23 protein-coding genes are annotated in these 24,427 nt (G+C 61.8%); 12 read left to right on the top strand and 11 right to left on the bottom strand.

Going from position 1 to position 24,427, the window contains the following annotated elements; translation table 11 throughout:
* Positions 1-73: 73 nt before the first annotated feature.
* The gene (locus BV911_RS09450; RefSeq protein WP_086053363.1) at positions 74-865 is read left to right on the top strand and encodes a glycosyltransferase family 25 protein; all 792 of its coding nucleotides are present in this window, start codon (positions 74-76) and stop codon (positions 863-865) included.
* Positions 866-924: 59 nt separating this feature from the next.
* Here the strand turns inward: BV911_RS09450 and BV911_RS09445 are convergent, their stop codons facing one another.
* The 8 genes from BV911_RS09445 to rbfA all read right to left on the bottom strand — a co-directional run bounded on the left by BV911_RS09445 (position 925) and on the right by rbfA (position 8,734).
* Complete coding sequence (locus tag BV911_RS09445; protein WP_086053362.1) at positions 925-1,578, bottom strand: peroxiredoxin; 654 nt, start codon at positions 1,576-1,578, stop codon at positions 925-927.
* Between the two features lie 145 nt (positions 1,579-1,723).
* Positions 1,724-2,728 (bottom strand): PAS domain-containing protein, encoded by a 1,005-nt coding sequence (locus BV911_RS09440; protein WP_086053361.1) that lies wholly within the window; start codon positions 2,726-2,728, stop codon positions 1,724-1,726.
* Positions 2,729-2,874: 146 nt separating this feature from the next.
* On the bottom strand, positions 2,875-5,010 hold the full coding sequence (gene pnp / locus BV911_RS09435; RefSeq protein WP_086053360.1) for a polyribonucleotide nucleotidyltransferase: 2,136 nt from the start codon (positions 5,008-5,010) through the stop codon (positions 2,875-2,877).
* A 196-nt stretch (positions 5,011-5,206) separates the two neighbouring features.
* The gene (rpsO, locus tag BV911_RS09430; protein WP_086053359.1) at positions 5,207-5,476 is read right to left on the bottom strand and encodes a 30S ribosomal protein S15; all 270 of its coding nucleotides are present in this window, start codon (positions 5,474-5,476) and stop codon (positions 5,207-5,209) included.
* A gap of 252 nt (positions 5,477-5,728) precedes the next feature.
* Positions 5,729-6,244 carry a DUF1643 domain-containing protein gene (locus BV911_RS09425; protein ID WP_086053358.1) on the bottom strand — a complete coding sequence of 172 codons (516 nt, stop codon included), beginning with the start codon at positions 6,242-6,244 and terminating at the stop codon, positions 5,729-5,731.
* A 56-nt stretch (positions 6,245-6,300) separates the two neighbouring features.
* Entirely contained in the window at positions 6,301-7,158 is an 858-nt protein-coding gene (locus tag BV911_RS09420; protein ID WP_086053357.1) for a DUF2189 domain-containing protein, read from the bottom strand.
* A gap of 205 nt (positions 7,159-7,363) precedes the next feature.
* Positions 7,364-8,275: a tRNA pseudouridine(55) synthase TruB gene (gene truB / locus BV911_RS09415; RefSeq protein ID WP_086053356.1), complete on the bottom strand. Its 912-nt coding sequence runs from the start codon at positions 8,273-8,275 to the stop codon at positions 7,364-7,366.
* A gap of 3 nt (positions 8,276-8,278) precedes the next feature.
* Complete coding sequence (gene rbfA, locus BV911_RS09410; protein ID WP_086053355.1) at positions 8,279-8,734, bottom strand: 30S ribosome-binding factor RbfA; 456 nt, start codon at positions 8,732-8,734, stop codon at positions 8,279-8,281.
* Positions 8,735-8,832: 98 nt separating this feature from the next.
* Between rbfA and dapB the strand changes: the two genes are divergently transcribed.
* The gene (gene dapB, locus BV911_RS09405) at positions 8,833-9,645 is read left to right on the top strand and encodes a 4-hydroxy-tetrahydrodipicolinate reductase (RefSeq protein ID WP_086053354.1); all 813 of its coding nucleotides are present in this window, start codon (positions 8,833-8,835) and stop codon (positions 9,643-9,645) included.
* Positions 9,646-9,691: 46 nt separating this feature from the next.
* Here the strand turns inward: dapB and BV911_RS09400 are convergent, their stop codons facing one another.
* Positions 9,692-9,877 (bottom strand): DUF1674 domain-containing protein, encoded by a 186-nt coding sequence (locus tag BV911_RS09400; RefSeq protein ID WP_086053353.1) that lies wholly within the window; start codon positions 9,875-9,877, stop codon positions 9,692-9,694.
* Between the two features lie 78 nt (positions 9,878-9,955).
* Between BV911_RS09400 and BV911_RS09395 the strand changes: the two genes are divergently transcribed.
* The 10 genes from BV911_RS09395 to BV911_RS09350 all read left to right on the top strand — a co-directional run bounded on the left by BV911_RS09395 (position 9,956) and on the right by BV911_RS09350 (position 23,200).
* On the top strand, positions 9,956-11,296 hold the full coding sequence (locus BV911_RS09395) for an RsmB/NOP family class I SAM-dependent RNA methyltransferase (RefSeq protein ID WP_086053352.1): 1,341 nt from the start codon (positions 9,956-9,958) through the stop codon (positions 11,294-11,296).
* A gap of 81 nt (positions 11,297-11,377) precedes the next feature.
* The gene (locus BV911_RS09390) at positions 11,378-13,123 is read left to right on the top strand and encodes a heparinase II/III family protein (protein ID WP_086053351.1); all 1,746 of its coding nucleotides are present in this window, start codon (positions 11,378-11,380) and stop codon (positions 13,121-13,123) included.
* Between the two features lie 11 nt (positions 13,124-13,134).
* Entirely contained in the window at positions 13,135-14,721 is a 1,587-nt protein-coding gene (purH, locus tag BV911_RS09385) for a bifunctional phosphoribosylaminoimidazolecarboxamide formyltransferase/IMP cyclohydrolase (protein WP_086053350.1), read from the top strand.
* A gap of 7 nt (positions 14,722-14,728) precedes the next feature.
* A complete protein-coding gene (gene lspA, locus BV911_RS09380) occupies positions 14,729-15,190 on the top strand; it encodes a signal peptidase II (RefSeq protein WP_086053349.1) in 462 nt (153 codons plus the stop codon).
* Positions 15,191-15,244: 54 nt separating this feature from the next.
* Positions 15,245-15,790: a DUF3035 domain-containing protein gene (locus BV911_RS09375; protein ID WP_086053348.1), complete on the top strand. Its 546-nt coding sequence runs from the start codon at positions 15,245-15,247 to the stop codon at positions 15,788-15,790.
* Between the two features lie 103 nt (positions 15,791-15,893).
* On the top strand, positions 15,894-17,243 hold the full coding sequence (locus BV911_RS09370; protein ID WP_086053347.1) for a pitrilysin family protein: 1,350 nt from the start codon (positions 15,894-15,896) through the stop codon (positions 17,241-17,243).
* Entirely contained in the window at positions 17,240-18,553 is a 1,314-nt protein-coding gene (locus BV911_RS09365) for a pitrilysin family protein (protein ID WP_086053346.1), read from the top strand. Before BV911_RS09370 ends, BV911_RS09365 begins: the two co-directional genes overlap by 4 nt.
* 42 nt (positions 18,554-18,595) lie before the next feature.
* Complete coding sequence (gene mutL / locus BV911_RS09360) at positions 18,596-20,443, top strand: DNA mismatch repair endonuclease MutL (protein ID WP_086053345.1); 1,848 nt, start codon at positions 18,596-18,598, stop codon at positions 20,441-20,443.
* On the top strand, positions 20,440-21,603 hold the full coding sequence (locus BV911_RS09355) for a DNA recombination protein RmuC (RefSeq protein WP_086053344.1): 1,164 nt from the start codon (positions 20,440-20,442) through the stop codon (positions 21,601-21,603). Before mutL ends, BV911_RS09355 begins: the two co-directional genes overlap by 4 nt.
* 67 nt (positions 21,604-21,670) lie before the next feature.
* A complete protein-coding gene (locus tag BV911_RS09350; protein ID WP_086053343.1) occupies positions 21,671-23,200 on the top strand; it encodes a serine hydrolase in 1,530 nt (509 codons plus the stop codon).
* A gap of 17 nt (positions 23,201-23,217) precedes the next feature.
* Here the strand turns inward: BV911_RS09350 and BV911_RS09345 are convergent, their stop codons facing one another.
* Both BV911_RS09345 and BV911_RS09340 read right to left on the bottom strand, forming a co-directional pair.
* Positions 23,218-23,862 (bottom strand): ChrR family anti-sigma-E factor, encoded by a 645-nt coding sequence (locus BV911_RS09345; RefSeq protein ID WP_086053342.1) that lies wholly within the window; start codon positions 23,860-23,862, stop codon positions 23,218-23,220.
* A gap of 8 nt (positions 23,863-23,870) precedes the next feature.
* Positions 23,871-24,425: a sigma-70 family RNA polymerase sigma factor gene (locus tag BV911_RS09340; RefSeq protein ID WP_086053405.1), complete on the bottom strand. Its 555-nt coding sequence runs from the start codon at positions 24,423-24,425 to the stop codon at positions 23,871-23,873.
* Positions 24,426-24,427 lie beyond the last annotated feature (2 nt).

Genomic DNA, 24,427 nt, shown 5'->3' with positions numbered 1-24,427 from the left:
CCTTGTCGGGAATCCACCGATCCAGAGGCCGGAATAGCGCCGGATTGGTCCCTCTAGGTCGAGAGATGCCGCGATGTCCGACAGATTGATCCAAGTCATAAATCTGGACGGAAGCACGCGGCGGATGGATGCAGTCGCCGCGAACCTGCGCGACAACAACCTTGAATTTCGACGCCTCACTGCGGTCGATGGCCGAGGCCAACCGCCGAACGCCAACCGGCTTTACACTGCCTATCGTGCGTGGCTTTGGTTTGGCCGTCCCCTGTCCGGGGGCGAGGTTGCCTGTTTCCAAAGCCATCTGAATGCGGCGCAGACATTTCTGGATAGCAATCATCGGGTCGGAGTGGTGCTGGAAGATGACGCCCATTTGAAACCCGGTGCGAAGCAGGGTTTTAATGCCCTTATGAAGTGGCTCGAACGGCAAGAAACCGACGAGTGGGACCTGATCCATCTTAGCCGATCCTTGAAGCGAACTGAATTTACAACCCCGTTGGCAACGATCCCGTCAGGCGCCGCGCACCTTACGCTGTGCCACGCCCATGATTTCCCCCTCAGCACCAGCGCTTTGATCTGGTCCCGTGCCGGTGCTGCATGGTTCGTGAACCGAACACACCACATCTCTGGAACGGTGGATAATGTCCTGCGCACAGACATGGCCGTGCGGGGAAGAGGCTTGTGTCTGGTTGATCCGTTATTTTTCACCACCGGCGCGGTGAGCGAAATCTCAGGCAGTGCCGAAGACAAAGCCACTCAGCACAAAGAACGGGACGGTAAAAGCTGGTGGTTCAAGCGTCGTAGCCGCGAACGCGGCACCTATCGCCGTCGCTGGGCGATGTTCCACCGTTGGAAACTGCGGCGGCGGTAAGAAATATCCTCAGGTTCGGAAATGCCCTGACCCGGGAAGGGGCAGGGCATTGGTTCAGTTTAACCAGGCAATTTGGCGGTGCGCAGATAGGGGAAGTGGGTGGTAAAGCTGCCGAATTTCGCCGTGGCGTCATCATTGCTTACCGTGGCGGGGATCACCACATCTTGGCCGATTTCCCAGTTTGCCGGGGTGGCGATGCTATGGGTGACGGTGGTTTGCAGCGCGTCGAGGGCACGCAGAACCTCGGCAAAATTGCGGCCGACCGTCATCGGATAGGTCATCGACAGTTTCACCTTCTTGTCCGGCCCAATGATGAACACAGACCGCACGGTCGCGCTGTCGGCCGGGGTACGGCCATCGGGCAGATAGGCTTCGGCGGGAAGCATATCGAACGCCTTGGACACGGTCAGATCTGTATCCGCGATGATCGGAAATCCGACATCGGCCCCCGCGAAGGTCTCAATATCCCCGATCCATTTCTTATGATCGTCGACGCCATCGACGGAAACGCCGATCACTTTCGTGCCGCGCTTGCGCCATTCGTCGGCCAATTGCGCGACCGCGCCGAATTCCGTGGTGCAGACCGGGGTGAAATCTTTGGGGTGCGAGAACAAGATGGCCCAACTGTCACCAATCCAGTCGTGGAAAGAGATCTCTCCGTCGCTGGTCTGGGCGGTAAAATCCGGGACGGTGTCGTTGATGCGCAGGGACATTGGTTTTCTCCTCAAGATCGTAGGGGGTGTTGCGGCATCATATGGTGACCAACCGCCAAAACGCTAGGTCTGATCGCGGATTGACCCAATGCCATTTGGCCTTTGCAGATCGAAATGCGCAGGCCGACATACGGGCCAGGTGCCGTCAGGCCAGAGCCGGAAACCGCCCAGTTACAATCAGCCCTTGGGGGGCCCAGTCAAATGTGATGGTGCCACCCGAGGCTGCAACCAGATTGTTCACGATGGCAGATCCGCTGACCCGATCGGATCGAACGACAGCGGGGCCGTTTTGTTCTGTCCAAAGAAACTCAAGGCCGGACGCGGGGGGGGAATCGGTGATGGCCCATTGCAGGACAACCTTGCCGTCCTCAGTGCCAAGCGCACCATGCTTGACGGCGTTGGTAGCCAATTCATGCAAGGTCAACGCAATGACCGACACCAGCGCCGACGGGATGGCGTAGTCTGGGCCAGATAATTCAAACTGCTGGGCGCGCAGTGGGGCATAGGCATTGAGAATCATCGCGGCAAGGTCGCCGAACAGCGGCCGTCCATCGTGCAGATGCGTGATCGTTTTGAAATGGGCCTCGCTCAGTGCCTCCAACCGGCCTTTCAAGGTTTGGCTGAACTGCGCCAGATCGGTCTCGCCGCGGGCAGTCATCCGGATGATGGCGCTCATCACGTTCACGATGTTGCGAAGCCGGTGCAGCAACTCTTCTTCGGCCAACGCCCGCATCCGGCGCTCGTCCTCGCGTTTGGAGGAGACGTCCAATTGCGAGCCAAAGAAAAACGCCAGCTTGCCGTCGTCGTCTAGGATCGGGCCAATTTGTAACGCGTTGAGGAATTCAGAGCCGTCTTTGCGATAGTTCAGGATCTCGACAGTGTCGACCGCTTGTCGGGCGATGATGTCTCGAACGGCGGCGACACTGGTTGTCGAGGTGTTCGGACCTTGCAGAAACCGGCAGTTCTTGCCGATGACCTCGGCAGAGGCATAGCCGGTCAAGTCGCAGAACGCTTTGTTGACGTAGACGATAGGATTGTCCGGCAGGTTCGGGTCGGTCACACACAGCGGCAGGCGGATGTGATGGAAAGTCTGCGCCATCGATTCATCCTTTTGGATGCCCCAACTGATGCCGCTTTGTGTCATCTCCATCGCTGCTTCCTCATTTACGTCAGGTTTATCATTTGGGTTGGGCACGTCTTGTCAATTGCCGTACCGGGCGATCTGACGGGTCGGTGTTCCAACTAAAAGGCCCCGGCGTTTCCACCGGGGCCGATTTGCTGTCTCTTGCGGTCCGATTACTCGGCTGCTTCGTCAGCCTTGATCTCTTCGCCGGAGGTCTGATCGACTTCTTTCATCGACAGGCGCACCTTGCCGCGATCGTCAAAGCCAAGCAACTTAACCCAGACTTCCTGACCTTCTTTCAGAGCGTCCGACGGGTGGTTCAGGCGCTCGGGCTTGATCTGGCTGACGTGGACCAGACCGTCCCGCTTGCCAAAGAAGTTCACGAAGGCGCCGAAATCGACGATCTTCACGACCTTGCCTTTGTAGATCTTGCCGGATTCAGGCTCTGCCACGATCGAATAGATCATGTCATAGGCCTTCTTGATGCTGTCGGCATTGGCCGAAGCGATCTTGATGATACCGTCGTCGTTGATATCGACCTTGGCGCCAGACACTTCGACGATCTCGCGGATGACCTTGCCGCCCGACCCGATAACTTCCCGGATCTTGTCGGTGGGAACCTGCATTGTCTCAATCCGCGGCGCGTGCGCCGAGAACTCTTGACGGCCTTCGGTCAGCGCATTGGCCATCTCGCCGAGGATGTGCAGACGTCCGTCCTTGGCTTGTGCCAAAGCCTGCTCCATGATCTCGGGCGTGATGCCTGCGACCTTGATGTCCATCTGCAGCGACGTGATGCCGTTTTCGGTACCCGCAACTTTGAAGTCCATGTCGCCGAGGTGATCTTCGTCGCCCAGAATGTCGGTCAGAACCGCATACTGGCCATCTTCTTCAAGGATCAGACCCATGGCAACACCGGCAACCGGCGACTTCAGCGGAACGCCCGCATCCATCATCGACAGCGATCCACCACAAACCGACGCCATCGAGCTGGAGCCGTTCGATTCGGTGATCTCAGAGACCAGACGGATCGTGTAAGGGAAATCGGTGGCAGCCGGCAGAACCGCCTGAAGCGCGCGCCAAGCCAATTTACCGTGGCCGATTTCGCGACGGCCCGGAGGTCCGAAACGTCCAACTTCACCGACCGAGTAGGGAGGGAAGTTATAGTGCAGCAAGAAGTTGCTGCGGAACGTGCCGTGCAGGGCATCGATCATCTGCTCGTCGTCACCGGTTCCCAGAGTGGTCACAACCAGACCTTGGGTTTCGCCGCGGGTGAACAGGGCCGAACCGTGGGTGCGGGGCAGGATGCCCACTTCCGACTGGATCGGCCGCACGGTTTTATGGTCCCGACCATCGATCCGGGCACCGCCCGAAATGATGTCGCCGCGCAGGATCGACGATTCGAGCTTTTTGAACGCCGAGCCGAGGTTCTCATCGGCCAGCTGCTCTTCGCTAAGAGTGGCCTTCACTGCGGCGCGAGCGGCAGAGATTGCGGTGGTCCGCTCTTGCTTGTCGCGAATGGCAAACGCCGCACGCATCTGGGTCTCGCCAGCGGCTTTGACCGCAGCATAAAGATCCGAATAGTCCGGAGCCTGAAAATCGAACGGCTCTTTTGCGGCATCTTCGGCCAAGCTGATGATCAGGTCGATCACCGGCTGAATCGCCTCATGACCGAATTTCACGGCGCCCAGCATTTCTGCTTCGGACAGCTCGTAAGCTTCGGATTCCACCATCATCACGGCGTCTTTGGTGCCGGCGACAACCAGATCAAGGCGCTGCTCAGGGGCAGTGCGCAGGTTCTGCATGTCGTCGATTTCGGGGTTCAGGATGTACTCGCCATCCACGAAACCAACCCGGCAACCCGCGATCGGACCCATGAACGGTGCGCCCGAAATGGTCAGGGCAGCCGAAGCTGCGATCATCGCCACAACGTCAGGGTCGTTGACCAGATCGTGGCTAAGCACGGTGCAGATCACCAGAACTTCGTTCTTGAAGCCCGAAACAAACAGCGGGCGGATCGGACGGTCGATCAGACGGCTGGTCAGGGTTTCTTTTTCGGTCGGACGCGCTTCGCGCTTGAAGAACCCACCGGGGATCTTGCCAGCTGCGTAGTATTTTTCGTTGTAATGAACGGTGAGCGGGAAGAAGTCCTGCCCAGGCTTCGCGGATTTCGCGAAGGTCACGTTGGCCATGACAGAGGTCTCGCCCAGAGTGGCGATGACAGATCCGTCGGCCTGACGAGCAACCTTGCCGGTTTCCAGAGTGAGGGTTTCTTCCCCCCACTGCATCGATTTTTTGGTCACGTTGAACATGTGTGTTCCTATGTTGACCGAGGGACCCTCCCCCAGCCTCTTGGTTGCGTACGGGCCGTTTGCCCGTGGCCTCATCGTCACATTGTGCCTGTCCCTTGAGGCCCGAAGGGGAGGCTGCGTCGTCAGGTGGAAGTCCCCAATCTGGAACCGCCAAATGTAGAAAACGCGCCGAAAATCGGCGCGTTCCCCTGTCAGATTAGCGGCGCAGGCCGAGACGCTGGATCAGCGACTGGTAACGCGCTTCTTCCCGCGACTTGAGGTAGTCCAGAAGCTTGCGGCGTGTTGCCACCAGCTTGAGCAGACCACGGCGGGAGTGGTTGTCTTTCTTGTGGGTCTTGAAGTGCTCGGTCAGGGTCACGATGCGCGAGGTCAGGATGGCAACTTGAACTTCCGGGGAACCGGTGTCGCCTTCTTTGGTCGCGAACTCGGACATGACGCGGGCTTTTTCTTCAACAGTAATCGACATCGGGGTCTCCTTAGAAAAGGGGTGAATGGCGCAGGCCGGGATGTCGTCCAGCAAGGCCCTTGGAGGGAATCCGCCCAAAAGAGAGGAAGGGCGGATGCGCGGCTATACGTGAAAACGGGGCAAAAGAAAAGGGGCGCAACCGGCAGACCCATAGCGGACGCGCCGCCGCATCGGCGTATTTACGCCGCGCCGTTGCCACTTGGGGCCGCAAGGCGGGCATTTTTGCGCTGGTTTCAGCGCGTATCCATCGGTTCAGCCTGCCGATGCCCACAGTTCAGGCTGTTGGGTATAGGCGATATACAGCGGATGCTTCGGATGGCCGGCCTTGCTGAGCCCTAGGTGCAGCGGGGTGCTGGTTTGGGCGCGAATCAGGGCCTCGACGGCAGGACCGCGCTTTAGGTGCGCGCCATGGGTTCCCCAAGCGCAGATCACCGTGTCGGCCCAACTGCACCCTTCGGCGATCGCGCGGTCATTGTCCGGTCCGGTGGGATCGGCCTGAGCGCGCATGTCGCGCGGATCGGTCGCCCGCCACGCGAAGATATTACAGACCCGAAACGCGCCGTAGCCCAATGCGCGGGCCCGCCGTTCGCAGCGTTCGACGGTGGGATCGTTCTGGACCTCGGTGGCGGTGGACGGGTTGAGCATCACGAACAGAACCCGGCGACCGTCCGGGTCCCATGTTCGGGTCAGGCTGTAGCGATACCGCTCACAATCCGAGTAGATCGCGGTCGAGGGCGCATCGCCCTTGATATGGGTGCGGGTAATCATAGGGGCTTGTCGCTTGCGCCGCAGCCGGACGCAAGACGCCTTCCCCGGTCACACCCTCAGCCGATTGCACGGCGATAGAGATGCCAAGTGGCGTGTCCCAAGATCGGCATGACAATGATCAAGCCAAGAAAAAGCGGAAGACTGCCGATCAGCAAGCCGGTCGCGACAACCACGCCCCAAGCGCCGATCACACGCGGATTGCGCCGTGTCAGGTTCACCGAGGTCATAACGGCCACGCGGACCCCGACGTCGCGATCCAGAAGCAGTGGAAAGGACACCACCGAAATCGTTAAGACGATGGCGGCAAACACAAACCCAACGGGGATGCCAATCAAGACCATCGCCCAACCGCCAGGCGTGGTCAGAACCTGCGTGGTGAAATCCATGGCGTTGATCCGCAACATGTCTCCCATGGTCAGGACAAACACCAGATGCGCGGCCAGCATCCAGACCACGAAGATCGCCAGCAGGATCGCGCCAAGCGCAAGGATCGGGCCGAGGGCCGGGGATCGCAGCAAGGCGAATGCGTCAGACCATTTCGGATCAAGACCCAGCTCGCGGCGGCGGCTTAGTTCGTACAGGCCAATGGCGCCGATCGGACCAATCAGGGCAAAACCCGAGGCAAGGGGAAAGATGTGATGCGCCAGATCGCCGTTGAAGGCGAAGGTCGCCATGACGAGGCCGATGATGGGGTAAAGGACGGCGATGAAGACGACATCGCTGCGCAGAGCCAGAAAATCATCGACACCGGCCCGGAGGGAAATTCTGATGTCTTCCATCGTCAGAGTGCGGATCACCGGCGGTGCCGCAGACCTGCTGCCCACGATCCGGCTGGTGGCATCGGCCAGATGATTTCCGGTCCCCGACAGTGCTTCAGCGGTCCAGGAAAGTGGATTTCCGATTGTCTTAACCATGAGCGTCCTCGCTTGAAGTGGGCGGTCTCAGGGGGGGGGCTCTGTTGCCGAACGGGCGCGCGATGCCGCCACGATCCGGTTGCTGCGGGCGGGCCACCTCAACATCGACCGTTAAGACAAGCTACCAGACTTTCGCGGCCAAGTGTGACACATTCACGCGAGTGGGCGCTGCGGCGGTATCGGACGCCGCGTGTTCGCGCCGCCGTTACTCTGGGGCGTTGAAGACCCGCGACGGGTGCAGTTCGCCCGCCTTGTAGATGCCAACCGCGATGGCTTGCCCCTGATACGAGGCCCAAGCTTCGTCGCCGTATTGCACCGAGGATGTCAGGACCATGCCCGGATTGCCGTGACGCAGGCGCACCGCACCTTCGGCAGTACAAGGCACTTCCGGCAAGTCGGCGAGGGCAATTTCCAATGGCGCGAGCAGTCGGTCAAGCGCGGGATCTTTCGCTTCGGCTTCCAAAGCCTCAAGCGTGACGCCGTCTTCGGCATCGAACGGGCCGGACCAGACCCGGCGCAGCGAGACCACATGTCCGAGACACCCCAAGGCCTGCCCCAGATCGCGTGCAATGGACCGGACATACCCGCCCTTGCCGCAAACCAATTCAAGAACGACGTGATCATCATCGGGTCGGTCCAGAAGCGTCAGGCTTTCGACATAGAGCGGGCGGTCTGCCAGATCCATTTCGGTGCCTGCTCGGGCCAGTTTATAGGCCCGCTGACCATCCACCTTGACGGCAGAAAATTGCGGCGGGACCTGCCGAATATCGCCGATGAACTTCTGTAGGGCGGTCTCAATGGCGGCGTTTTCGGGGCGCAGTGGGCTGGTGGCGATCACCTCGCCCTCGGCATCATCGGTATTGGTGGCAGCCCCAAGCCGCACTGTGAACGTATAGGCTTTCAGCGCATCGGTGACATAAGGCACCGTCTTGGTTGCTTCGCCCAAGGCAATGGCCAGCACGCCGGTGGCTTCGGGGTCGAGGGTGCCTGCGTGACCTGCCTTCTTGGCATCAAATGCCCAGCGGACCTTGCCGACCACATCATTGGAGCTGATCCCGGCAGGCTTGTCCACCACCAGCCAGCCAGATACATCCCGGCCCTTGCGTCTGCGTCCCATGGCTTAGCCCCGCTCGTCGCGCGTCGCGGATCCATCAGGGTCCGAGCCGTCATCTTCGGTGTCGGGCTGGTCCAGATCCCGGCGCACATTGTCCTGCTCTAGCAGGCGGCGGGTGGCATCCATACGGTCGAAAGTCTCGTCGATTTCGAACCTGACTTCGGGGGCGTATTTCAGGGTCATCGCCTTGGACACGGCCCGGCGCAACTCGTGCCGGTTGCGGCGCAGCGCGTCCAAAGCTTCTTTGGCGCCCTGTCCGCCCAGAGGCAGGATATAAGCGGTTGCGACTTTCAGGTCGGTCGAGGTGCGAACTTCGCCCACCGTGATCGACATGCGGTTCAATTCGGGATCGTGAATGTCGCCACGCAACAACACATCCGAAAGGGTGCGCCGGATCAATTCGCCGACGCGCAGTTGCCGCTGAGACGGACCTGCGCCGTCATGATGCCTGTTCTTTGCCATGCTGCGCCATGTAGGGGATCGCGGGCGCTGTCGCAACAGGCTTTGCTAACTGAGCCTGTCTTGACTAGATAGCGCAGAGACAATTCAGGGGGCAAATAATGGCGGATCTTCCAGGGATCGTGATTACCGGTGCATCGGGACGGATGGGCCGCATGTTAATTCAAACGGTCCAAGCCAGCGACCGGGCGCGGATAGCCGGTGCTGTCGAACGGACGGGGCATGACTGGATCGGTCAGGATTTGGGTGTGGCCATGGGCGGTGCGGCGCTTGGGGTGACGGTCACCGATGATGCCGGTGCCGCGTTTTCAGGAGCGCAGGCGGTGATCGATTTCACCTCGCCGACGGCGACGGTCGGCTTTGCGGCAAGCGCCGGAAAAGCCGGGATTTGTCATGTGATCGGCACCACCGGCCTCAGCGCTGCCGATATTGCCCAGATCGATGCGGCGTCGGCCAGCTGCGTGGTGGTTCGGGCTGGAAATATGAGCCTTGGTGTCAATCTTCTGGTGCAACTGACCAAGCAGGTCGCGGCGGCACTGGACGCAGATTACGATATTGAAGTGATTGAGTCGCATCACCGGCACAAGGTCGACGCCCCGTCTGGCACGGCTTTGATGTTGGGGCAGGCGGCAGCAGACGGGCGCGGTGTTGATCTGGACGCGGCCAGCGATCGGGGCCGAGACGGCATCACCGGCGCACGAAAGCGCGGTGATATCGGCTTTGCGGCGATCCGTGGCGGCGATGTGATCGGCGAGCATGATGTGATTTTCGCCGCCGATGGCGAACGTATCGTCCTGCGCCATCTGGCCAGCGATCGCGCGGTCTTTGCCCGGGGGGCGCTGAAAGCCGCGCTGTGGGGGCAGGGACGGACCCCGGGCCATTACGATATGTTGGATGTCCTCGGCCTGAAGTGATCAGGCCCAAGACGCTTTTCGGCGCCCAGGCGGGCCACAGCCGCGATCAGAAGTCGATCGCGAGGCCGTTCTTTTCCCAATCGCCATAGCGCACAGGTTCGGGGCCGTCGCGCCCGCCCAGTTCAATCGGGCGATTGGCGGCCTCGGCGGCATCGCGCCGCGCTTTGGCTTCGGCCAAGGCGCGTAGTGCGGCAGGGGGCAGGTCGTGCGCGTCGTCCAGTTGGTCAGTCATCTGAGCCTCCTTGTTCCAAGCCTGCCGTTGATATACCTCGAAGGCACAGTTTCTCAAGGACAAGACAGGAGGCGGGGCATGGACGATCGTCGAACAGGCGCAAAGGCTCGTCCCGGACCGCGTCCGGCAGCCAAACCGGCACCGCGGCCGGGTCTGGCGCCCCGCATGGCGGCGTTGGAATTAGTCGGTGCGGTTCTGGACAATGGCGAGATGCTCTCGGTGGTTCTGGAGGCGTCCAATGGCCCGCTGCATGGTCTCGGCCCTGAAGATCGGGCCCGTGCCCAGCGGCTCGCCCTGACCACCCTGCGCCATCTGGGCCGGGCGGATGCCTGCCTGAAACCTTATTTGCGCAAAGCGCCGCCGCCTGTGGTGCACAATATTTTGCGTCTGGCCACGGTCGAGCTGTGCGAAGATCGTGCCGCAGCGCATGGCGTGGTCGATTGTGCCGTGGCGTTGACGCGGGGCGGCTACACCCGTCAGGCGGGCTTGGTCAACGCGGTGCTGCGCAGTGTCAGCATCGAGGGCCGCGAACGGTGGGCCGATCTGCCTGCGCCGCGTCTTCCGGGGTGGCTGCGTGGGCGGATGCTGTCGGCATATGGCGCAAAGACCGTTGCGGCGATCGAAGCGGTGCAGACCGGAACGCCGCCGCTGGACTTGACCCTCAAGCAAGGAACCGATGCTGCGGCATTGGCCGACGCCCTTGGCGGCGTGTTGCTGCCCACAGGATCGCTGCGTCTGGCGGCTGGTGGGCAAGTTTCGGCCCTAGACGGCTATGAAAGTGGCGATTGGTGGGTGCAGGATGCGGCGGCGGCGTTGCCGGCGCGGTTGCTTGCGGCCCAGTCCGGAGAGCGGGTTCTGGACCTGTGCGCCGCCCCCGGTGGCAAGACCCTGCAATTGGCCGATGCCGGTGCCGAAGTGACTGCGCTGGATATTTCCGGACCGCGGCTGGCCCGGCTGCTGGACAATCTGGAACGGACAGGCCTGACCGCTGAGGTGGTCACCGCCGATGCCTTGGTCTGGCAGAGTGGCCCGTTTGATGCCGTCCTGTTGGACGCGCCCTGCAGTGCGACCGGCACCATCCGCCGGCACCCGGATTTGCCCTACGTCAAAGACGCAAGCGATATCAAAGCGCTGGCCTTGCTTCAGGGGCAAATGATCGACCGGGCGATGACCCTGTTGCAGCCCGGCGGGCGGCTGGTCTTCTGTACCTGCTCGTTGCTGCCCGATGAAGGCGAGGCGCAAATCACTGCGGCGCTGGCGCGGCACCCCGATCTGACGCTGGATGATGCCGCCTTAGCGGCAGAGTGGATCGACCCGGCGTGGCGGGCGCCTAACGGATTGCGGATCCGCCCGGATCATTGGGCTGACACAGGCGGAATCGACGGATTTTTCATCAGCGCGCTGCGCAAAAGCCGGTGATGCCGTTGGCCGATGACAGGCCGTTGTCATCGGCCTATGATTTTCGACGCGGGCCGTTGAAACGACAGGGATATCTATCAGGTGACTGATCCGTGGACAGTTGGCAAAGGCCGTCTCCGTTGGCGCGACCGGATCGAGGCGCGCTTGGCGGGACTGTCGCGTCAGCAAGTGCGTCTGATCGTGGCGCCTTGGCGACCGGTGTCTGGCGGGGCTGAGCAGGGCCATGGATTATTGGCCGGGCGGTTGGTATTTGGCGATGCCCGGGCCAAGGCCAAGCCCGGCACCCCGTTGTGGCAGGTCGCGGCGCCGACACCAGAATTCGAGGCGGCCCGGCACGGCTTTGTTTGGCTTGATGATTTGGCCGCGGCGGGAACGCCCGAAGCCTATCGCACCGGCCGGGAATGGCTGGCCGATTGGATGACGCGGTTTGGGCGCGGCCGTGGTCCCGGCTGGACGTTGGCCGAGACGTCGTGCCGTCTGGGGGCGGTGATCCGGCATGCGGCGTGGCTGTCATCGGGCCCCGACGGCCTTGCGCCCGAGCGGTTGGAGCGGTTCTTTGCGCGGCACCGCCGCTTTGCGATGAACCGGTTTCAGACCATGCCAGAGGGGCTGGTTCAGTTCGAACTATGCGCCAATCTGATCCTCGCAGGCTGCGCGCTGGACATGTCCGAACGCCTTCGATCCGCCGCACAAGCGGTTCTGGAACAAGCGTGCCGCGATTGGATCAGGCCGGATGGCACTTTGCCGAACCGATGCCCCGAGGCCTTGGCGCGGGTGCTTCATCACTTAGCGCTTGCCGCTGAGGTTCTGTCCGACACCGATCACCAACTGCGTCCTCAGCACCGTCAGGCATTGACCTGTATTCCTGCGGCGGTGCGGGGATTGCGGCACAATGATGGCGGGTTGGCCCGGTTTCATGGTGGTGGCGCTGGCAACTGTGCCCAAATTGACGCGGCTTTGTCCGTGATCGGGCGCAAAGGCCAGCGGACCAGTGACCGCCCTATGGGGCTTGTGCGGCTTGTCCGCGGCCACACCAGTATCATTTCCGATTGTGCCGCGCCGCCTGCCGGGCGCGATGCCGGGGCCTTCGGTCATGCATCGACCCTCGCGTTCGAGGCGACCATTGGACGCCACCCGCTGATCGTGAATTGCGGCGCGGGGGCGCGGTTCGGTGCCGATTGGCGGCGCGCGTCGCGCAACACGCCCTCGCATTCGACCCTGACACTAGATGGGCAATCCTCGTCGCGCTTTGGCAAGGCACGTCGGGACGGGGAAGACCTGATCGAGGGTCCGGGGGATATTCAGTGCGATGTGTGGGCCAGCGGCTTGGCGGCGCAACTGGTCGCGGCGCATAATGGCTATGCCGAAAGCTATGGGTTGATCCATGCGCGGCGGCTGGAACTATCCGCCCAAGGCACTGCCTTGCAGGGCGAGGACATGCTCAGCGCCGTCACTGAAATTGAGCGGCGTCAGTTTGCCCACCGGCAGGGTTTGCTGTCCACCGGGCGCGGCGTGCCCTTCGCGGTGCGCTTTCATCTGCATCCTGCGGTGCGCGGCATGGTTGACCCCGATCTTGACCGTGTCCTGCTGACCCTGCCGAACAATGAGGTTTGGGTGTTTGGTCACAGGTCGGACTGTACGATCCGACTTGACCCCAGCGTCTATCTGGAGAACACGGACCCCGAACCGCGTGCCACCCAGCAGATTGTGCTGGAAGGGCTTGCAAGCCGACCCGAGACGCTTGTGCGATGGAGCCTGACCCAAGAGGTCGGCGCACCGCCAAACAGGCGGGACGTGCAACCCGATGATAAAACCGATCCGGCCTAAGAGGACCTCAGATGACCAAGCTCGCCCCGCTGTCCACAGCGCTGATTTCCGTATCTGACAAAACTGGCGTCGCCGAATTCGCCGCAGCTTTGGCTGCCCGGGGGGTTGAGTTGCTGTCCACTGGCGGCACCGCGGATGCGCTGCGCAAGGCCGGTTTGGCGGTCAAGGATGTCTCTGAGGTGACGGGTTTCCCCGAAATGATGGATGGCCGGGTCAAAACCCTGCATCCCCGCGTTCACGGCGGCCTGCTGGCGCTGCGGGACAACCCCAGACACATGGCGTCCATGAATGCCCACGGCATCCCGCCGATCGATCTGCTGGTGGTAAACCTTTATCCGTTCGAGGCAACTGTGGCAGAAGGGGCCGATTACGACCGCTGCATTGAGAATATCGATATTGGTGGTCCGGCGATGATCCGCGCCGCTGCCAAGAACCACAGCTTCGTCACGGTTTTGACCGATCCCGAAGATTATACCGGCCTGCTGGCCGAGTTGGACAGCAATGCCGGCCAAACCAACTATGAATTCCGCCAGAAGATGGCGCAGGTCGCCTATGGCCGGACCGCGTCCTATGACGCCGCCGTGTCGGGCTGGATGGCCGGTGCGCTGAACATCCCGGCGCCGCGCCGTCGCGCTGTGGCCGGAACCTTGGCGCAAAGCCTGCGCTATGGCGAGAACCCGCATCAAAACGCGGCCTTCTATACCGATGGCTCGGATCGGCCCGGGGTTGCGACCGCGACCCAGCTTCAGGGCAAAGAGTTGTCCTATAACAACATCAACGACACCGATGCAGCGTTTGAATTGGTGGCGGATCTGGACCCGTCCTCGCCGGCCTGTGCGATCATCAAGCACGCCAATCCTTGTGGCGTGGCCTATGGGTCCACCTTGGCGCAAGCCTATGCCCATGCCTATGATTGTGACCGGACCTCGGCCTTTGGCGGCATTGTTGCGCTGAACCGGCCGCTGGATGGCGAAACCGCCGAGGCGATTTCCAAGATTTTCACCGAAGTCGTGATTGCCCCCGGTGCCGATGAGGACGCCATTGCGATCTTTGCCAAGAAAAAGGCCCTGCGTCTGTTGGTGACGGGCGGGTTGCCGGATCCGCGGGCGGCATCGCAGGTTTTGCGGCAAGTGTCGGGCGGCTTTCTGGTTCAAGACAAAGACGTGGGATCGGTGCTGGCGGCGGACCTGAAGGTTGTGTCCAAGCGTATGCCGACCGATGTTGAACTGGCCGACCTGATGATTGCGTGGAAAGTTGCGAAACACGTCAAGTCCAACGCCATTGTCTATGTGAACGGCGCGCGGACCGTCGGGATCGGCGCGGGCCAGATGAGCCGCGTTGACAGCACCCGGATCGCGGCGCGCAAAGCCGAAGACATGGCCGAGGCGATGGGGCTGGACGCGCCTTTGACCATCGGATCGGCTGTGGCTTCGGACGCCTTCTTTCCCTTCGCGGATGGTTTGATCGCTGCCGCCGAAGCCGGTGCCACCGCCGTGATTCAACCGGGCGGATCTGTGCGCGACGCCGAGGTCATCGAGGCGGCGGATGCGGCCGGATTGGCGATGGTCTTTACCGGCATGCGCCATTTCCGGCATTAAGTCGCCGATGCGTGCTTATGTGATCAGCCTGCTGGCAATGCTGGCTTTGGACCAGGGCTCTAAATGGGCCGTGGTTCATGGTATGGGGCTGAAAACGCGTCATTATATTGACGTTGTGCCGCCATGGCTGCAATTTCGTATGGGCTGGAACGAGGGGATCAATTTTGGATTGCTCTCGGGCCAGCCAGATGCCGCCCGTTGGATCCTGATCGCGGTGGCGATTGTAATTTCGATCTGGGTCACGCTGTGGGCGCGGCGTGATGGCCGTGTCGGGATGATGATCGCCGCCGGGGTATTGGTCGGCGGCGCATTGGGCAATGTGCTTGATCGGGTGGTCTATGGCGCCGTTGCCGACTTCCTGAACATGTCCTGTTGCGGGATCGCCAACCCGTACGTCTTCAATCTGGCCGATGTCGGCATCTTCGCGGGGGCCATCGCCCTTGTCATCTGGGGAAAATCCTCTGCGTAACTGCAGGGGGCATAACCCCCCGTGACGGGGCGGGTGAGTTGAGGTAGACATATCATGCGTTCCACCGGAGACCTGAGCCACGTGACCCTGCGCCTGCCTGCCCTTGCGACCATTCTGCTGCTTGCCGCCTGTTCGGGCGGTGACCCGCAATTGATGAATTTTGCCGCCAGTCAGACCGGGCCGGACGAGTTTCTGGTGACCCCGGCGAAGCCCTTGGTGATCCCGCCGAATAAGGATCTTGTTGCGCCAACCCCCGGCGGTGTGAACTTGGCGGCGCCGACCCCGCAGCAGGATGCTGTCTTGGCATTGGGCGGCACGGTTCAGGCGCTGGACCAGCAGGGGATCCCAGCGTCGGATCAAGGTTTGGTGAGCTATGCGTCGCGGTTGGGCGTAGCGCCGAATATCCGCACCTCGCTTGCCGAAGATGATCTGCGGTTCCGCAAGGCCAATACCGGCCTGCTTTTGGAACGGATCACCAACGCAAACGTCTATTACCGCGCCTACGCCCAATTCTCGCTCAATCAAGAGGAAGAACTTGAGCGGTTGCGCCGGGCCGGGCTTCCGACCCCGTCGGCCCCGCCGATCGTGTTGGCCGAGTAATCAGGGGCGACTGCCCGATCAGCTTCGGTCACAACCGCGTAGGGTCCCTTGCGCTGGCTTCGGAACGGCGTAACTGTCCCCCGAAATGACAGGGAGATCGCGGATGTTTCGCTCAGTTCTGTTCGGCACTGGCCTTGCGCTGATGGCGATGGTGCCAGCCCATGCCGAGGCCGTCACCGAATTCACACTTGAGAACGGCTTGGACGTGGTGGTGATCGAAGACCACCGGTCGCCCGCCGTGGTGCATATGCTGTGGTATAAGGTCGGGGCGGCGGACGAGATGCCGGGCAAGTCCGGGATCGCGCATTTGCTGGAACACCTGATGTTCAAAGGCACTGAGATCCGCAGCCCGGGTGAGTTCAGCCAGATCGTCGAAGCCAACGGCGGCAATGACAATGCTTTCACTTCTTGGGATTATACCGGATATTTTCAGCGCATTGCCGCCGACCGTCTGCCCTTGATGATGGAGATGGAGGCGGATCGGATGACCAACCTTCAACTGACCGACGAATTGACCGCGCCGGAAGTGAGTGTGGTTCTGGAAGAGCGCAACCAGCGGACCGACAGCAATCCCGACGCATTGTTCCGCGAACAGGCCAGTGCCGCGCAGTATCTGAACCATCCCTATGGTCGTCCGGTGATTGGCTGGCGGCATGAGGTCGAAGCGTTGACCGCCGAAGATGCGCTGGCGTTTTATCGCCGGTTCTATGTCCCGAACAACGCCATCCTGATCGTGGCCGGCGACGTCACGCCGGATGAGGTTCGCAGCTTGGCCGAAACCTATTACGGCGGGCTCGTGCCCAACCCCGACCTTGCCGAGCGGGACCGGGTGATCGAGCCACCACAGATCGCCGCGCGACGCTTGGTGTTCGAGGATCCGCGCATCGCCCAGCCCTATGTGGTTCGCAGCTATCTGGCCCCCGAACGCAACAGTGGCGACCAAGAGCAGGCCGCCGCGCTGTCATTGCTTGGGAATTTGCTGGGCGACGGTCCGGCCACATCGGTGCTTGGCCGGAAGTTGCAGTTTGACACCGAAGTCGCCCTGTACACCGCCGCCTATTACGCAGGCACGTCGCTGGATGCGACCACCTTCAATTTGACCGTTGTACCGGTGGATGGCGTGTCTCTGGCCGATGCCGAAGCCGCGCTGGACGATGTGCTGCGGCAGTTCATGATCGAAGGGGTCGATGAGGATCATCTGGCGCGACTGAAGCGGCAATACGCCGCCGATGCGATCTATTCGATGGATGACGCCCAAGGTTTGGCGCGTCGCTATGGGGACGCGCTGACCTCTGGTCTGACGGTTGCGGATGTTCAGGCCTGGCCTGAGGTCATTCAGGCCGTGACGCCAGAGCAGATCATGGCGGCAGCAGAGATGGTCTTTCAAGACCGCAATTCGGTGACAGGATGGCTGCGTGCGCCGATCGCCGCCGAGACGGAGGTGACGCAATGACCCGGTTTTTGACTACACTGGCCTTTCTGGCCGCGACCACCGCGCCCGCCTTTGCGGATGTGGACATCCAAGAGGTCGAAACACCGGCGGGGTTCACGGCTTGGCTAGTCGAAGAGCCGTCGATCCCGTTTGTCTCCCTTGAGATCTGGTTTCGCGGCGGCACGTCGGTGGATGCACCCGGCAAGCGGGGCGCGGTGAATCTGATGACGGCGCTGCTGGAAGAAGGCAGCGGCGATCTGGATGCCCGCGGCTTTGCTGAAGCCCGGGATGATCTGGCCGCCAGCTTTGGCTTCCGCGCCAGTGACGACACCGTCACGGTGTCGGCCCGGTTCCTCAGCGAGACAACGGATGACGCGGTGGCGTTGTTGAAACAGGCGATCACGGCGCCCAGTATGGATCCGGTTGCCGTGGAACGGGTCCGGGCGCAAGTTCTGGCTGGGCTGCGCTCGGACGCCGAAGACCCCGGTGCGATTGCCTCCCAGACCTTTGCCAAATTGGCGTTCGGGGATCATCCCTATGGCAGCGATGGCGACGGGACCCTTGACAGCGTCGCGGCTTTGACGCGCGAGGATCTGTTGGCGGCCCATGCCGGGGCGATGGCGCAGGACCGGATTTACATCGGTGCCGCCGGGGACATTTCACCAGAAAAACTGGCCGAGGTGATTGACACATTGCTGGCGGATCTGCCTGAAACTGGCGCGCCTTTGCCGGGACCGGCACCGCTGTTGCTGACCGGTGACGTGGACGTGGTGCCGTTTGAGACGCCGCAATCGGTCATCCAATTTGCGCAGCCCGGTATGGCGCGGGATGACCCGGATTTCTTTGCGGCCTATGTGGTGAACCAGATTTTTTCCGGCGGCGGTTTTGGGGCGCGCTTGATGACCGAGGTGCGTGAGAAACGCGGTTTGACCTACGGGATTTATGCGTATCTGGCCCAGAAAGATCAGTCTGAACTCTTGGTCGGCCAAGCCTCAACCGCCAACGAACGCGCCGCAGAAACGGTCGCCGTCATCCGTGAGGAATGGGCGAAAATGCAAGCCGACGGGCCAACGCAAGCTGAGCTGGATCAGGCCAAGACCTATCTGACCGGGGCCTATCCGCTGCGTTTTGACGGCAATGACTCGCTGGCGCGGATCGTCGTGGGCATGCAGATCGACGGTCTGTCGATTGATTATATCGCGACCAGAAATGACAAGGTCGAGGCCGTCACCCTTGAGGATGCGCGCCGGGTTGCAGGGGAATTGCTGGACCCTGACGCGCTGAGTTTTGTGATCGTTGGGCAGCCCGAGGGCCTCGATCTTGGCAACTGATCCTCTGGTCGAATCGGACGGCCTCATGCTAGGTCTGGTGGCATGTCAGCCACCAGTCACAACATAAGCACAAGTCACCCACGGATCGTTCAGTTAGACGATGTCGCGATTAATCGGATTGCGGCAGGCGAGGTCGTGGAACGTCCGGCCTCGGCGGTTAAAGAGTTGGTCGAGAACGCGCTGGATGCGGGGGCGACCCGCATCGACGTGGCCTATGCTGATGGCGGCAAGACTTTGATCCGGGTCACCGATGACGGTCACGGCATGCTGGCCGAAGATCTGCCGCTGGCCCTGTCGCGCCACGCCACGTCGAAAATCGATGGCTCTGATCTGTTGAATATCCACAGTTTTGGCTTCCGCGGCGAGGCGTTGCCGTCGCTTGGCGCGGTGGGCCGTTTGGTGGTGACAAGTCGCAGCGCCGGAGTCGAGGCCTCTGAGATTTCAGTGTCGGGCGGCGTCTTGGGGCCAGTCAGGCCAGCGGCGTTAACAAGCGGCACAAAAGTCGAATTGCGGGATTTGTTCCACGCCACCCCCGCGCGGCTGAAATTTATGCGAAGCGACCGCGCCGAAGCGCAAGCAATTGCCGATGTGATCAAACGTTTGGCCATGGCGCAGCCCTTTGTCGGGTTCACGTTGCGCGATCTCAGTGGCGGTGGCGAGGGTCGGGTGATCCTGCGCGCCGATGCGGAAACCGGTGATCTGTGGGGGGCGCTTTACGGGCGGCTTGGCCGCATTCTGGGGCGCGAGTTTTCCGAGAATGCCGTCACCATCGACGCCGAACGCGACGGCATTCATCTGACCGGCTATGCCGCGCTGCCAACTTATTCGCGCGGCTCTGCGGTGGCGCAGTTCCTGTTCGTCAACAGCAGGCCAGTGCGCGACAAGCTGCTGATCGGGGCGCTGCGCGGCGCCTATATGGATTTTCTCAGTCGTGACCGGCATCCGGCAGCGGCGCTGTTTCTGGATGTTCCGCCAACGCTGGTCGATGTGAATGTGCATCCGGCCAAATCCGAAGTCCGATTCCGGGACCCGGGGATGGTACGCGGGCTGATCGTCTCGGCGCTGCGCCATGCTTTGGCCGAGGCGGGGCATCGGGCGTCTAGCACCGTGGCCGGGGCAACCTTGGGCGCGATGCGTCCCGAAGGGGTCGGCGCGCGGGTCTATCAGATGGACCGGCCCAGCATGGCTTTGCGCGGGGCCAGTTATACCGCGCAAGCGCCGCAGCCGCCGATGGCTGGCTTTGCCGAGATGACCGCGCCCTCGGCCCGGATTGATCCGCCTGCGCCCGAGCCCAACATCCCAGTGACCGGGCGACCTTTGGGCGCCGCGCGGGGGCAGGTCCACGAGAATTACATCATCGCACAGACCACCGATGGGATGGTGATCGTCGATCAACACGCGGCGCATGAGCGGTTGGTCTATGAGCGGTTGAAGGCGCAAAAAGCCGAACGGGGCGTTGCGGCGCAAGCGTTGCTGATCCCCGAGATTGTCGAGTTGGACGCGGATGCAGCGGCGCGGTTGTTGGACCATGCCGAGGACCTGTCCCGCCTTGGGTTGGGGCTGGAACCGTTCGGCCCCGGCGCGATCGCAGTGCGGGAAACGCCAGCACTGCTTGGGCCGGTGGATGCCACTGCGCTGGTGCGCGATATTCTGGACGAATTGGAAGATCAGGGCGAAAGCCAAAGCCTTGAGGCCAAGCTGTTGGCAGTGTTGTCGCGGATGGCCTGTCATGGCTCGGTCCGATCCGGGCGGCGGATGCAGGCCGACGAGATGAACGCCCTGCTGCGCGAGATGGAGGCCACGCCCCATTCCGGTCAGTGCAACCATGGCAGACCCACCTATGTCGAGCTGAAGCTGGCTGATATTGAACGGCTGTTCGGGCGCACATGATCCAGATCGGTGAGATCTCTCTGAACCTTCAGGATCCGCTGGTGCTTGGCGGTCTGTGCGCGGGGGCGTTCGCGCTATTGGTTCTGTGGTTGCTGGTGATGGCGTTGCGGATGGCGGGTCGGTCGGCGCAGATCATGGAACCGATGGGGCGGCAACTGTCCGGGCTTGGTCAGCGGGTGGACGGCATTGCGCAACACCAGCATCAGTTGACGGGCGGGCTGATCCAAGTGACCGACGCCCAGACCCGGACCCAAGCCCAGATGATGGAGACGATGGAGCGGCGGCTGGAAGAGGTCACCAAATCCATGGGCGATACCCTGCATGGCACGGCGACCCGAACGGCGCGGTCACTGGGCGAATTGCAGACCCGTCTGGAAACCATCGATAAGGCGCAGGCGAATATCGAAAAACTGTCGGGCAATGTGTTGGGCCTTCAGGACATTCTGTCGAACAAGCAGGCCCGCGGCGCGTTTGGCGAGATCCAGATGGGGGACATCGTGCGCAAAGCGTTGCCGCCCGACGCCTATACGTTTCAGGCGACGCTGAGCAATGGCAAGCGTGCCGATTGCCTGATCCACCTGCCGGACCCGCCCGGGCCGCTGGTGATCGATAGCAAATTTCCCCTAGAACCCTATGAATCGCTGATCAACGCCAATAGTGACGCCGAGGTGACAGCGGCCCGCCGAGAGATGCGGGCGGCGATCCGGGCCCACATCAAGGCCATTTCCGAAAAGTATATTCTGCACGGCGAAACCGCCGACGGGGCGCTGATGTTTGTGCCGTCAGAGGCGGTCTATTCTGAACTGCATGCAAGCTTTCCTGATCTGGTGCGCGAAGGGTTTTCTGCGCGGGTCTGGCTGGTGTCCCCGACCACCTGCATGGCGACCCTGAACACCCTGCGCGCGGTGCTCAAAGACGTTCGGATGCGGGAACAGGCCGGGATCATCCGGCGCGAACTGGCCTATCTTTATGCCGATGTTGAACGGCTAAGTGGCCGCGTCGACAATTTGGACAAGCATTTCAACCAAGCCATCAAAGATGTGGGCGAGATTAAAATCTCGGCTGACAAGATCGGCCGCCGGGCGCGGAAGATGGATGATTTCGATTTTGAGGAAACGGTGCCGGAAAAAGCGGCGCTTTTGCCTTTGGTCAGCCGCTGAGCGACGTTGCGTCAAGCTAGGTTCCGTGCATAGTTTCAAATATTGAAACAAACCGGGATGTAACGCGATGCTCCGTCGACTTTACCCTCTGCCGACAGTTTTTACCTTGGCCGCCTTGGTGGCGGCGGGCACAGGGCTGGCACAGGACCGGCCCGCCGACCTGAACGTTGCGGCGGCAGTTGCGGCCTTGGACGGCATCGTTGCCGACGCCATGACCGCCTCGGGGGTGCCCGGAGTCGCGGTCGCGGTGGTTCATGAGGGCGACACGATTTTTTCCAAGGGCTATGGGGTGCGCGAGCTTGGGCACCCCGGTGCGGTAACCCCGGATACGGTGTTCCAGATTGCGTCTTTGTCGAAAAGTGTCGCCGCTACGGTCGTCGCGGGGCAGATCGCCGAGACCGAGGTGGATTGGACGACGCCGGTGCAGTCGCTGCTGCCGTGGTTCGATCTGTCGGACACTTGGGTGTCGTCTCATGTCACCATCGGCGATCTGTTTTCCCATCGTTCCGGCCTGCCAGAAAAAGCCGGAGATGTGTTAGAGGATCTAGGCTTTGATCGCCGCGAGGTGCTGTCGAGATTGGATTTGCTGCCGCTGCTGCCGTTTCGGATCAGCTATGGCTATAGCAATTTCGGGCTGACCGCCGCCGCCGAAGCGGTGGCGGTCGCTGCGGGCACCGATTGGGCAAGTCTCAGCGAAGCGACCCTGTATGCGCCATTGGGCATGACCCGGACCAGCAGTCGGTTCGACGATTTCGTAGCCCATGAAGAGCGCGCCATCGGCCATACCCTCGTGAATGAGGTCTTTACGCCGTACCGGTCCCGCCAGCCTGATGCGCAGTCCCCTGCAGGCGGGATGAGTTCAACCGTGACCGATTTCGCCAAATGGATGATCATGGTGCTGGAAGGCGGTGATGCGCCGTTGGTGGCGGCCTCGAACCTGCTGCCGGCGGTCACGCCGCAGGTGATTTCGCGCCGGTCCGCCACCGCGGCAACCTTGCCTGAGTTCTATGGCTTTGGCTTCGGGGTGGGGCCGGATGCGACGGGCCGGGTGCGGCTAAGCCATTCCGGCGCTTTCGTGCTGGGGGCGGCAACTCGCTATGTGATGATCCCAGAAGCAGGGCTTGGCATTGTGGTTTTCACCAACGGCACCCCGGTTGGTGCGCCGGAAGCCATCGCGCAGACCTTTGTGGACGTGGCCGAATTTGGGGCCGCACAGCGGGATTGGTGGGGCCTGTTTTCCGAAGGCTTCCGTCCCTTCCGCGCCCCGGTCGGGGAACTGGCTGGCCAGGTGCCGCCAACAGATCCGGCACCGGCGGGCCCGCTGGACAGCTATGCCGGGACCTATGATCATGCGTTCTTCGGTCCGGCGACCATCACTGCGACCGATGGCAGCCTCACCCTGAGCCTTGGCCCGAACGGTCTGAGCTTTCCGCTGACGCATTGGTCGGGGGACCGGTTTGTTTATGACGTGCTCAACGAAAATATGCCTGCCGGCTCGGTTGCGGAGGTGACATTCGATGCGGCCGTGAATGGCGCGTCGCCTGCGCTTCGCATCGATTATCTGGCGGCAGATGACTGGGGGACGTTCCGGCGCTGAGGCGGCCTCAGCGGATCCTAGATTTGCAGGAAAGGCTGCGCAAGCCGGGGCAGAATCGAGGTGAATTTGAGACGGGCGTCGGTGGCGGTCAGGCAGATGCAATCCTCTGGCCCGAAGGCGACCGGGGTGTGCTGGGTTTCATCGTTTGCGACCTCGATATCGCCCCGGTGAAATTCGCCGTCATCGTCCCGATAGGCACCTTGCAGTACCAGCGTCATTTCAAGGCCGCCGTGACTGTGGTCCGGCATCGCCATGCCCTTGGGGATGTAGAGCAGTCGCACCGAGGTGCTGCCATCCTTTTTCAGGATCGCCTGTTTCACCCCCATCCCGACCGAGCGCCACTTGACCGCGTCAAGATCGCCGCCGACATACTCTTGCAGAGGCGCCGGAAACGCGCCTTGGCCAATCGGTTCATCAGCGGACGGCCCGGCGGGGGCACCCATGATCCGGTCGAGCGTTGCCTGCAAGCTGCCGTCGGACAGGTTTGCAACCGGCGCCGAGTCCAACACCGCCCCGCCGACCGCATCATAAGCTTCCATCCGGGCACGGCTGTCATCGGAGAGCGACACATGCGCCGCGACAACCAAGCTGAAGCTTTCGGACAGGATGCCTGCCGAGTAAGCCATCAGATATTCGTCAGGTAGGTGGTGCTTGACCATCATTCTACTCTCTATTTCATCTCGTGACGCAAGCGTTCCAGTGCCAACCTAATCCGAGACTTGATCGTGCCAAGGGGCAGCCCGGTTTCTGCGGCGATTTCGCTATGCGACAAGTCCCCGTAATAGGCGCGCTCGACGAGGATGCGTTGTTTGTCGGGCAGGGCTTTCAGCGCGGCGGTGACCCGCAGGCTTTCCTGCTGCAATCCGATCACATCGGCCTGGTCCGGCTCTGCCTTGTGGCCCCAAGCCAAGTCCTCGGGGGCAGGGCGGCGGTCTTTGCGCAGCAGGTCGATCTTGCGATTGCGCGCGATCGTGAACACCCATGTTGCAACCGAGGCGCGCGAACTGTCGAACAGATGCGCCTTTTGCCAAAGGGTCGCCATCACCTCTTGGGTGCAGTCTTCGGCCAGACCGTCCGGCGCGCCCGATTTGATCAGGAAGCCTTTCACCCGTGGGGCGAAATACGCGAATAGCTGCGCGAAGGCGGCCTGATCGCGGTAATCGCGAATGCGGCACACGCAATCGATCCATTGATCCTCCGGATGGTTCGTGTCTGATCCACTCATCT

This window comes from Pseudoruegeria sp. SK021, from assembly GCF_002119405.1.
Taxonomy (GTDB): Bacteria; Pseudomonadota; Alphaproteobacteria; order Rhodobacterales; family Rhodobacteraceae; genus Meridianimarinicoccus.
This window is presented reverse-complemented; position numbering and strand designations above follow the sequence as displayed.

Excerpts from the sequence above, each read along its gene's own strand:
- BV911_RS09450 (WP_086053363.1), top strand. The coding sequence starts at position 74 with ATGTCCGACAGATTGATCCAAGTCATAAATCTGGACGGAAGCACGCGG.
- BV911_RS09445 (WP_086053362.1), bottom strand. The coding sequence starts at position 1,578 with ATGTCCCTGCGCATCAACGACACCGTCCCGGATTTTACCGCCCAGACC.
- BV911_RS09440 (WP_086053361.1), bottom strand. The coding sequence starts at position 2,728 with ATGGAGATGACACAAAGCGGCATCAGTTGGGGCATCCAAAAGGATGAA.
- pnp (WP_086053360.1), bottom strand. The coding sequence starts at position 5,010 with ATGTTCAACGTGACCAAAAAATCGATGCAGTGGGGGGAAGAAACCCTC.
- rpsO (WP_086053359.1), bottom strand. The coding sequence starts at position 5,476 with ATGTCGATTACTGTTGAAGAAAAAGCCCGCGTCATGTCCGAGTTCGCG.
- BV911_RS09425 (WP_086053358.1), bottom strand. The coding sequence starts at position 6,244 with ATGATTACCCGCACCCATATCAAGGGCGATGCGCCCTCGACCGCGATC.
- BV911_RS09420 (WP_086053357.1), bottom strand. The coding sequence starts at position 7,158 with ATGGTTAAGACAATCGGAAATCCACTTTCCTGGACCGCTGAAGCACTG.
- truB (WP_086053356.1), bottom strand. The coding sequence starts at position 8,275 with ATGGGACGCAGACGCAAGGGCCGGGATGTATCTGGCTGGCTGGTGGTG.
- rbfA (WP_086053355.1), bottom strand. The coding sequence starts at position 8,734 with ATGGCAAAGAACAGGCATCATGACGGCGCAGGTCCGTCTCAGCGGCAA.
- dapB (WP_086053354.1), top strand. The coding sequence starts at position 8,833 with ATGGCGGATCTTCCAGGGATCGTGATTACCGGTGCATCGGGACGGATG.
- BV911_RS09400 (WP_086053353.1), bottom strand. The coding sequence starts at position 9,877 with ATGACTGACCAACTGGACGACGCGCACGACCTGCCCCCTGCCGCACTA.
- BV911_RS09395 (WP_086053352.1), top strand. The coding sequence starts at position 9,956 with ATGGACGATCGTCGAACAGGCGCAAAGGCTCGTCCCGGACCGCGTCCG.
- purH (WP_086053350.1), top strand. The coding sequence starts at position 13,135 with ATGACCAAGCTCGCCCCGCTGTCCACAGCGCTGATTTCCGTATCTGAC.
- lspA (WP_086053349.1), top strand. The coding sequence starts at position 14,729 with ATGCGTGCTTATGTGATCAGCCTGCTGGCAATGCTGGCTTTGGACCAG.
- BV911_RS09375 (WP_086053348.1), top strand. The coding sequence starts at position 15,245 with ATGCGTTCCACCGGAGACCTGAGCCACGTGACCCTGCGCCTGCCTGCC.
- BV911_RS09370 (WP_086053347.1), top strand. The coding sequence starts at position 15,894 with ATGTTTCGCTCAGTTCTGTTCGGCACTGGCCTTGCGCTGATGGCGATG.
- BV911_RS09365 (WP_086053346.1), top strand. The coding sequence starts at position 17,240 with ATGACCCGGTTTTTGACTACACTGGCCTTTCTGGCCGCGACCACCGCG.
- mutL (WP_086053345.1), top strand. The coding sequence starts at position 18,596 with ATGTCAGCCACCAGTCACAACATAAGCACAAGTCACCCACGGATCGTT.
- BV911_RS09355 (WP_086053344.1), top strand. The coding sequence starts at position 20,440 with ATGATCCAGATCGGTGAGATCTCTCTGAACCTTCAGGATCCGCTGGTG.
- BV911_RS09350 (WP_086053343.1), top strand. The coding sequence starts at position 21,671 with ATGCTCCGTCGACTTTACCCTCTGCCGACAGTTTTTACCTTGGCCGCC.
- BV911_RS09345 (WP_086053342.1), bottom strand. The coding sequence starts at position 23,862 with ATGATGGTCAAGCACCACCTACCTGACGAATATCTGATGGCTTACTCG.
- BV911_RS09340 (WP_086053405.1), bottom strand. The coding sequence starts at position 24,425 with ATGAGTGGATCAGACACGAACCATCCGGAGGATCAATGGATCGATTGC.